The organism is Pseudomonas sp. MWU13-2862 (genome assembly GCF_023242495.1).
Classification (GTDB): Bacteria; Pseudomonadota; Gammaproteobacteria; order Pseudomonadales; family Pseudomonadaceae; genus Aquipseudomonas; species Aquipseudomonas gingeri_D.
This window is the reverse complement of sequence record NZ_JALMEZ010000028.1, coordinates 21967-31157: the sequence shown is the minus strand read 5'-3', so window position 1 is coordinate 31157 and position 9191 is coordinate 21967. Positions and strand designations below refer to the sequence as shown.

At 60.9% G+C, this 9191-nt stretch carries 8 protein-coding genes and 1 pseudogene; 7 read left to right on the top strand and 2 right to left on the bottom strand.

The features are described 5' to 3' along the window. Both M5C56_RS31735 and M5C56_RS31730 read right to left on the bottom strand, forming a co-directional pair. Positions 1-177: pseudogene (locus M5C56_RS31735) on the bottom strand (ribonucleotide-diphosphate reductase subunit beta); the annotation flags it as partial. Positions 178-617: 440 nt separating this feature from the next. Further along, a complete protein-coding gene (locus M5C56_RS31730; protein WP_100944753.1) occupies positions 618-881 on the bottom strand; it encodes a DUF2790 domain-containing protein in 264 nt (87 codons plus the stop codon). Positions 882-1295: 414 nt separating this feature from the next. On the opposite strand from M5C56_RS31730, the gene acs reads away from it, so the two are divergent. The 7 genes from acs to M5C56_RS31695 all read left to right on the top strand — a co-directional run bounded on the left by acs (position 1296) and on the right by M5C56_RS31695 (position 9190). Continuing rightward, positions 1296-3251, top strand: coding sequence for an acetate--CoA ligase (gene acs / locus M5C56_RS31725; protein WP_103496551.1), 1956 nt, complete (start codon positions 1296-1298; stop codon positions 3249-3251). A 661-nt stretch (positions 3252-3912) separates the two neighbouring features. Continuing rightward, complete coding sequence (locus M5C56_RS31720; RefSeq protein ID WP_100944751.1) at positions 3913-4689, top strand: ABC transporter substrate-binding protein; 777 nt, start codon at positions 3913-3915, stop codon at positions 4687-4689. 91 nt (positions 4690-4780) lie between these two features. Beyond that, positions 4781-5470, top strand: coding sequence for an ABC transporter permease (locus tag M5C56_RS31715; protein ID WP_100944750.1), 690 nt, complete (start codon positions 4781-4783; stop codon positions 5468-5470). Then, positions 5467-6165: an ABC transporter permease gene (locus M5C56_RS31710; RefSeq protein ID WP_103496550.1), complete on the top strand. Its 699-nt coding sequence runs from the start codon at positions 5467-5469 to the stop codon at positions 6163-6165. The genes M5C56_RS31715 and M5C56_RS31710 overlap by 4 nt, the downstream gene beginning before the upstream one ends. A 2-nt stretch (positions 6166-6167) precedes the next feature. Further along, positions 6168-7280 carry a succinylglutamate desuccinylase/aspartoacylase family protein gene (locus tag M5C56_RS31705; protein ID WP_103496549.1) on the top strand — a complete coding sequence of 371 codons (1113 nt, stop codon included), beginning with the start codon at positions 6168-6170 and terminating at the stop codon, positions 7278-7280. Between the two features lie 28 nt (positions 7281-7308). Further along, positions 7309-8073 carry an ATP-binding cassette domain-containing protein gene (locus M5C56_RS31700; RefSeq protein WP_103496548.1) on the top strand — a complete coding sequence of 255 codons (765 nt, stop codon included), beginning with the start codon at positions 7309-7311 and terminating at the stop codon, positions 8071-8073. A 124-nt stretch (positions 8074-8197) separates the two neighbouring features. Beyond that, the gene (locus tag M5C56_RS31695; protein WP_103496552.1) at positions 8198-9190 is read left to right on the top strand and encodes a GlxA family transcriptional regulator; all 993 of its coding nucleotides are present in this window, start codon (positions 8198-8200) and stop codon (positions 9188-9190) included. The last annotated feature ends 1 nt before the right edge of the window (position 9191 follow it).

The window sequence follows — 9191 nt, the reverse complement described above, 5'->3', positions numbered from 1 at the left end:
TGCCTTGGCACGGGCGATGGCGGCCGAGTCGGAAGCGGTCACGGCACGGGCCTCCTGGGCCGCGGCGCCACCGGCGCTGTCGAGGCGGTCCATGTTGGCTTCGGTGGCGTGGCCGGCGTTGGCGCCCTTGACGGCCACCTCGCCTTCTTCTTTGTCGAATTCGTCCCAGCTCAGCATGACGTGTCGTCTCCTGCGTGAGGGCCTGATGCCCGTGTGAAAAACACTGATGGTTGGCTTGTCACACGACCAATGGCCGCTTTGGATCTAAAGGATATGTTGCTTGCAGCAGCGGTTCGTGCACGCAAAAACATGGAATAGGTACGGGATGACCCCGTGTCGTCGACGGGAGAGGGCGCCGGGCCTTCCCCTGTGGCCTGCAAGGGCCTGAATCAACGAGGGTTTTCAGCTCGATTCGACGCTTTTTCAGGCGCGAATGGATGCCGACAGTATAGGGAATTTGTCCGTTTGTTTCAGCCAGTTTTTGTCGCCAGGGAGGCGAAATGATCCGGACCGGGGCGCGGAGGTCGTGGCGGCGGGGGATGCGGGGAGGAGCACCTTTGCCGCAAGAAGCGCTTCTTGCGGCGGGTGGTTTTGCAAGGGTGGATCAGGCCGGGATATTAACCGTGGGAGCAACCGTTACCCATGACGCGGTATTCCATGATATGCCGGGCGCCCTGGGAGTCTTCATAGACCATGCGCGCCGGGACAACTTCGCAAACATCCGGAACTTCACTCATGGAGATAACTTTCTGAATATCCGGGTGAGAACTGTAAGTGTACTCTTCCACCGGAACGGTGTGGCTGGCAACGTCGGTTGGAATCTCGTCAGCCATGGCGGTTGCACACAGGCTGCTGAGGGCCAGAACGACTAGAGCTTTCATCTCGATTTACCTTCTTCGGGTCGTAAGGGGTCACATGGCCCTTGTGAGGCCACGTGTGGAGCGGTGTTGATTGGAATTCGAATTAACGGCCTTCGTGGGGGCTGTCGCTAAGTTAATTCGCTGCCTTAGTTGGCGGAATCAATGTTAAGAGTCTACAAAACATTCATATAGAGGGGGTTTTGATAAAGACTATTGACAAAACCTGTAACAATCGTCGAAAAACGTCTCCGGAGACCGTTTCCCGAGTTATTTTCAGGGTGTCGGAAATCGCTACAGGCAGCGTGCTTGAGGCCTTGCAGCGATTGAACCGAGGTTTTTCAGGGTTTTGTTACTACCATCGTCGAATGGTTCCATGGCGCAGGCCCGGCTACAACAGGGTCATAAAACAACAACATATCCACCGAGGTAAGAAAGATGAGTGCGGCTTCCCTGTACCCCGTTCGTCCTGAGGTCCTGGCGACTACGCTGACCGACGAGGCGACCTACAAGGCGATGTACCAGCAGTCGGTCGTCAACCCCGACGGCTTCTGGCGTGAACAAGCCAAGCGCCTCGATTGGATCAAGCCTTTCACCACGGTGAAGCAGACTTCCTTCGACGATCACCATGTCGATATCAAGTGGTTTGCCGACGGCACCCTGAACGTTTCCTACAATTGCCTGGACCGCCACCTGGCCGAGCGGGGCGATCAGGTCGCGATCATCTGGGAAGGCGACGATCCCGCCGAATCCCGCAACATCACTTACCGCGAGCTGCACGAGCAGGTCTGCAAATTCGCCAACGCCCTGCGTGGCCAGGATGTGCACCGCGGCGACGTGGTGACCATCTATATGCCGATGATCCCCGAAGCCGCGGTTGCCATGCTGGCCTGTGCCCGCATCGGCGCGATCCACTCGGTGGTGTTCGGTGGTTTCTCGCCGGAAGCCCTGGCCGGTCGCATTATCGACTGCCGTTCTAAAGTGGTGATCACCGCCGACGAAGGCGTTCGCGCCGGCAAGAAGATCCCCCTCAAGGCCAACGTCGACGACGCCCTGACCAACCCGGAAACCAGCAGCGTCCAGAAAGTCATCGTGTGCAAGCGCACCGGTGGTGCGATCAAATGGAACCAGCATCGCGATATCTGGTTCGAGGACCTGATGAAGGTGGCCGGCAGCGTCTGTGCGCCGAAAGAGATGGGCGCCGAAGAGGCGCTGTTCATCCTCTACACCTCGGGCTCCACCGGCAAGCCGAAGGGCGTGCAGCACACCACCGGCGGTTACCTGCTGTATGCGGCACTGACCCACGAGCGGGTGTTCGACTACCGTCCGGGCGAGGTCTACTGGTGCACCGCCGATGTCGGCTGGGTTACCGGCCACACCTACATTGTCTACGGCCCGCTGGCCAACGGCGCAACCACCGTGATGTTCGAAGGCGTGCCGAACTATCCGGACATTACCCGGGTGGCGAAGATCGTCGACAAGCACCAGGTCAATATCCTCTACACCGCCCCGACCGCGATCCGCGCCATGATGGCCCAGGGCACGGCGGCCGTCGAAGGCGCCGATGGCAGCAGCCTGCGTCTGCTCGGTTCGGTGGGCGAGCCGATCAACCCGGAAGCCTGGGAGTGGTACTACAAGAATGTCGGCAAGTCGCGCTGCCCGATCGTCGACACCTGGTGGCAGACCGAGACCGGCGGCAACATGATGAGCCCGCTGCCGGGCGCCCATGCGCTCAAGCCGGGTTCGGCGACACGGCCGTTCTTCGGTGTGGTGCCGGCGCTGGTGGATAACCTGGGCAACATCATCGAGGGCGCCGCCGAAGGCAACCTGGTGATCCTTGACTCGTGGCCGGGTCAGGCGCGGACCTTGTACGGCGATCACGATCGTTTCGTCGATACCTACTTCAAGACCTTCCGTGGCATGTATTTCACCGGTGACGGCGCGCGCCGCGACGAGGACGGTTACTACTGGATCACCGGGCGCGTGGATGACGTGCTGAACGTCTCCGGCCACCGCATGGGCACTGCCGAGATCGAAAGCGCCATGGTCGCCCACCCGAAAGTCGCCGAAGCGGCGGTGGTCGGTGTGCCCCACGATATCAAGGGGCAGGGCATCTATGTCTACGTCACCCTCAACAGTGGCGAAGAGCCCAGCGAAGCGTTGCGCCTGGAGTTGAAGAACTGGGTGCGCAAGGAAATCGGGCCGATTGCTTCGCCGGATGTCATCCAGTGGGCACCGGGCTTGCCGAAGACCCGTTCGGGGAAAATCATGCGACGGATCCTGCGCAAGATTGCCACGGGCGAGTACGACGGCCTGGGCGATATCTCCACCCTGGCGGACCCGGGCGTGGTGCAGCATCTGATCGATACCCACAAGACCATGAACGTCGCGTAACACCTGTTCAGGGTTGACTGAGCCCCGTCCGGCATTGCGCCGGGCGGGGCTCTTTGCGTTCTGTGGCCTGTCTTGTTTCCGTAGGAGCCGGCTGGCTGGCGATGGCGGCCGGAAGGGCGCGGCAAGGCTCAGGGCCTCATCGCCAGCCAGCCGGCTCCCACAAGGTGGCGGTGTCCGTGAATGAAGTGAGATAAATATCGGTTTTTGCTGTGAATTCCTCTCTCTGTTACCGATTTTTCGGTAGGTAACCAAATGTGTCACTCGCCGCCCGAACACGGGGCAAAGGGAAACGCTGCTGCCCGTTTTCGGTCAGAATCCAGGGCCTTTTAAATCTCATCGAACGCCGTGCTTGCCGGAATAGAAGGCTTTGCCAATAATAGGCCCGCTATTTGCAGGATAGATCGGTTACCCCTTCTTTCGCTCTTGCATGAAAATCAAGAGTTGTCAATGTGTCCATCCCGCTTTCTCGGCGCTTCTGTAATTAGTTGTCGCATTGAGGAAATATCGGCTTCGGACCTGTCGTTAGAATGCCGATCACTCGCTGGTTGTGGCGCACGCTGAACGCGCTCGCCGTTGACCGTTACGCGAAGACTGCTTTCCCATCCGCATATTGGGCTGTTGCTCACTCTGCCGTTTTGCCCTTTACCGATGGAGTCTCAAGATGAAGAAACTCGTGCTGCTTGGCGCCCTGGCACTGTCCGTGCTGTCGCTGCCGACCTTCGCCGATGAAAAACCACTGAAAATTGGTATCGAAGCCGCTTACCCTCCGTTCGCCTCCAAGGCGCCGGACGGCAGCATCGTTGGTTTCGACTACGACATCGGCAATGCCCTGTGCGCAGAGATGAAGGTCAAGTGCGTCTGGGTCGAGCAAGAGTTCGACGGCCTGATCCCGGCCCTCAAGGTTCGCAAGATCGACGCCATCCTGTCGTCGATGTCGATCACCGACGATCGTAAGAAATCGGTCGATTTCACCAACAAGTACTACAACACCCCGGCGCGCCTGGTGATGAAGGAAGGCACCGTTGTCAGCGACAACCTGTCCGAACTCAAGGGCAAGAAGATCGGTGTGCAGCGCGGTTCGATCCACAACCGTTTCGCTGAAGAAGTCCTCAAGCCGCTGGGCGCTGAAATCAAGCCTTACGGTTCGCAGAACGAAATCTACCTGGACGTGGCCGCCGGTCGCCTCGATGGCACCGTGGCTGACGCCACCCTGTTGCAGGACGGTTTCCTGAAGACCGATTCGGGCAAGGGCTTCGCTTTCGTCGGCCCGCAATTCACCGACGAGAAGTACTTCGGTGACGGCATCGGTATCGCCGTGCGCAAAGGCGACAAGGCCGATCTGGACAAGATCAACGCCGCCATCGTCGCGATCCGTGCCAATGGCACGTACAAGCAGATCCAGGACAAGTACTTCGACTTCGATATCTACGGCAAGTAAACCGCCGCGGTGACAAGTCCGAAATGGCGCAAGCAGCAGGAGCTCTGAGGTTTGCGCCATTTTTTCATCCCTAATTCCGAGGATCTGAATCATGTTGAAAGGCTACGGGGCTGTCATCCTCGATGGCGTTTGGCTGACGCTTCAGCTCGCCTTGTCGTCCATGGCCCTGGCCATTGTCCTGGGCTTGATCGGGGTGGCCTTGCGCCTGTCGCCGGTGCGCTGGCTGGCCTGGCTCGGCGACCTGTATGCCACGGTCATCCGTGGGATTCCCGACCTGGTGCTGATCCTACTGATCTTCTACGGTGGTCAGGACCTGCTCAACCGCGTCGCGCCGTTGCTCGGTTTTGACGACTATATCGACCTCAACCCCCTGGTCGCCGGTATCGGCACCCTGGGTTTTATTTTCGGCGCTTACCTGTCGGAAACCTTCCGCGGGGCCTTTATGGCGATCCCCAAGGGCCAGGCCGAAGCCGGCATGTCCTACGGCATGAGCAGCCTGCAAGTGTTTTTCCGGGTGCTGGTGCCGCAGATGATTCGCCTGGCGATTCCCGGTTTCACCAACAACTGGCTGGTGCTGACCAAGGCCACCGCGCTGATTTCCGTGGTCGGTCTGCAAGACATGATGTTCAAGGCCAAGCAGGCGGCGGATGCCACTCGCGAGCCTTTCACCTTCTTCCTCGCAGTGGCGGCGATGTACCTGGTGATCACCAGCGTCTCGTTGCTGGCATTGCGTCACCTTGAGAAGCGCTACTCGGTAGGCGTAAGGGCGGCTGATCTATGATCTTCGACTACAACGTCATCTGGGAAGCCATGCCGCTGTACCTCGGCGGCCTGCTGACCACTTTGAAACTGCTGGCCTTGTCGTTGCTGTTCGGTCTGCTGGCGGCATTGCCCCTGGGGCTGATGCGGGTGTCCAAGCAGCCGGTGGTGAACATCAGCGCCTGGCTCTACACCTACGTGATCCGTGGCACGCCGATGCTGGTGCAGCTGTTCCTGATCTACTACGGCCTGGCCCAGTTCGAGGCGGTGCGCGAGAGTGTCCTCTGGCCCTGGCTGTCGAGCGCGACCTTCTGTGCCTGCCTGGCCTTTGCCATCAACACCAGCGCCTACACCGCCGAAATCATCGCCGGCAGCCTGCGGGCCACGCCCAATGGCGAGATCGAGGCGGCCAAGGCCATGGGCATGTCGCGCTACAAGATGTACCGCCGCATCCTGCTGCCGTCGGCCCTGCGCCGGGCGCTGCCGCAGTACAGCAACGAAGTGATCATGATGCTGCAGACCACCAGCCTGGCGTCCATCGTCACCCTGATCGACATCACCGGTGCCGCCCGTACCGTCAACGCCCAGTATTACCTGCCGTTCGAGGCCTATATCACCGCCGGCGCGTTCTACCTGTGCCTGACCTTTATCCTGGTGCGGCTGTTCAAGTTGGCTGAACGCCGCTGGTTGGGTTACCTGGCGCCGAGGAAGCACTGACTATGCAACGTATCGATCATCCTTTGCCCTGGGGCAGCCTGGGCACGGAGCGCCAGCTGTCGGTGTTCCGTTTCGGCAGTGGCGAGCGCAAGGCCTATATCCAGGCCAGCCTGCATGCCGACGAGTTACCGGGCATGCGCACGGCCTGGGAGCTGAAAAAGCGCCTGGTCGAGCTGGAAGCCCGCGGAGCCCTCAAGGGCGTGATCGAGCTGGTCCCGGTGGCCAATCCGATCGGTCTCGGCCAGTTGCTGCAAGGTAATCATCAAGGACGTTTCGAGTACGGCAGCGGCAAGAACTTCAATCGCGATTTTGTCCAGTTGACCGAGCCGGTCAGCGCCCTGGTGAAAGATCGCCTGGGCGATGATCCGCATGCCAACATCCGACTGATTCGCCAGGCCATGCTTGAGGTGCTGGCTTCGTTGCCGGCGGCGACCAGTCAGTTGCAAGGCATGCAGCGGGTGCTGTTGAGCCACGCCTGCGATGCCGACCTGGTGCTCGACCTGCATTGCGATTGTGAAGCCGCGTTGCACATGTACACCTTCCCCCAGCATTGGCCGCAGTGGCGTTCCCTGGCGGCGCACCTCAAGGTTCGTGTCGGGCTGCTGGCGGAAGAGTCGGGCGGCACCTCGTTCGACGAGGCCTGTTCGTTGCCGTGGTTGCGCCTGTCCCGGGAGTTTCCGGACGCGCAGATTCCGCTGGCGTGCATGGCCACCACCATTGAACTGGGTGGCCAGGCCGATACCGGTCGCGAGCAGGCCGAGGCCCAGGCCGAAGGGATTCTGGCGTTTCTCGCGGAGCAGGGCCTGATCGATGGCGAATGGCCCGCCGCGCAACAGGAACCTTGCGAAGGCATGCCGTTCGAAGGCACCGAGCTGCTCTATGCACCGCACCCCGGTGTGTTGAGTTTCCTGGTGCCGGTGGGCAGTTGGGTGGAAACCGGCGACCCGCTGTTCGAAGTGATCGATCCGTTATCCGACCGGGTCAGCACCGTGTGTGCCGGCACGAGCGGTGTGTTGTATGCCGTGGAACGGCTGCGTTACGCCCAACCCTCGATCTGGCTGGCCAAGGTGGCGGGGCGCGTACCGCTTCGCCACGGACGCCTGCTCAGCGACTGACCTGACTGTTTTTGTGAGAACCGACCGCATGTACAAGCTTGAAGTCCAAGACCTGCATAAACGCTATGGCAGTCACGAAGTGCTCAAGGGCGTGTCCCTGGAAGCCGCCGCCGGCGATGTGATCAGCATCATCGGCTCCAGTGGCTCCGGCAAAAGTACTTTCCTGCGCTGCATCAACCTGCTGGAACAGCCCTATGCCGGGCGCATCCTGCTGAACAATGAAGAGTTGAAGCTGGTGGCCGGCAAGGACGGCGCGCTGAAGGCCGCCGACCCGAAACAGTTGCAGCGCATGCGCTCGCGGCTGTCGATGGTGTTCCAGCATTTCAACCTGTGGTCGCATATGACCGCGCTGGAAAACATTATCGAGGCACCGATTCACGTCCTCGGCATGTCGAAGAAAGAGGCGCTGGAAAAGGCCGAGTACTACCTGGCGAAAGTCGGCGTGGCACATCGCAAGGACGCCTACCCGGGTCATATGTCCGGCGGCGAGCAGCAGCGCGTGGCGATTGCCCGGGCGCTGGCGGTGGAGCCGGAAGTGATGCTGTTCGACGAGCCGACCTCGGCCCTCGACCCCGAGCTGGTGGGCGACGTGCTGAAGGTGATGCAGGCCCTGGCCCAGGAAGGCCGGACCATGGTGGTGGTGACCCACGAGATGGGCTTTGCCCGTGAAGTCTCCAACCAGCTGGTGTTCCTGCACCAAGGCGTGGTCGAAGAACGCGGTAATCCGCGCGAGGTGTTGTCCAACCCGCAGTCCGAGCGTCTGCAGCAATTCCTCTCGGGCAGTCTGAAATAGTCGTCGCTTTTTATGCTGCCGTTGCGCACCCAAATAGGTCATGCTGCGCGCCGAGCGCGGCGTGGTCTACTTTGAGTTGGTTGCCCTCGGCTTTTCACTCTGTTCTGTTTTCGGATTGCCTGCCATGACTGCCCATCGAATTGGTTTCCTGATTTGGCCCAGCACCCAAGCCTTGACGCTGGCGCTGGCCGAGGAGGCCTTGCGTGTCGCACAGCGGGTGCATCCGGAAGTCGTCTACGAATTGTCTTTCCTGCAGGCCGAAGTGCCTGGCGAGGCCTTGGCCGGTGGTGGCTGGCAACTGCCGGGCGAGCCCTGGGCCGGCAAGCTGGAAGGCTTCCAGAAACTCTTCCTGCTGGCCGACGAGCCGCCGACCAGCCTGGCGCCGGCCTTGAGCAGCGCCCTCAAGCAACTGGTTCGCGCCGGTTGCGTGGTGGCCGGTTTGTCCGCCGGGGTCTACCCGCTGGCCCAACTCGGTTTGCTCGACGGGTATCGTGCAGCGGTGCACTGGCGCTGGCAGGATGATTTCGCCGAACGTTTTCCCAAGGTGATCGCCACCAGTCATCTGTTCGACTGGGACCGTGATCGCCTGACCGCCTGTGGCGGCTTGTCGGTGCTGGACCTGTTGCTGGCGGTACTCGCCCGTGACCACGGTGCCGAGTTGGCCGGTGCGGTTTCCGAGGAGTTGGTGGTCGAGCGCATCCGCGAAGGCGGCGAGCGCCAGCGTATTCCATTGCAGAACCGCCTGGGCTCCAGCCATCCGAAGCTGACCCAGGCCGTGCTGCTGATGGAGGCCAATATCGAGGAACCGCTGACCACCGACGAGATTGCCCAGCATGTCTGTGTGTCGCGGCGCCAGTTGGAGCGGATTTTCAAGCAGTACCTCAACCGCGTGCCGAGCCAGTATTACCTGGAGCTGCGCCTGAACAAGGCCCGGCAGATGCTGATGCAGACCAGCAAGTCGATCATCCAGATCGGCCTGTCCTGCGGTTTCTCCTCGGGGCCGCACTTCTCCAGCGCCTATCGCAACTTCTTTGGCGCCACACCCCGTGAAGATCGCAACCAGCGGCGCAGCAGCAGTCCGTTCGAGTTGTCGTCGGTGCCTTCGGAGCGCGGCTAAG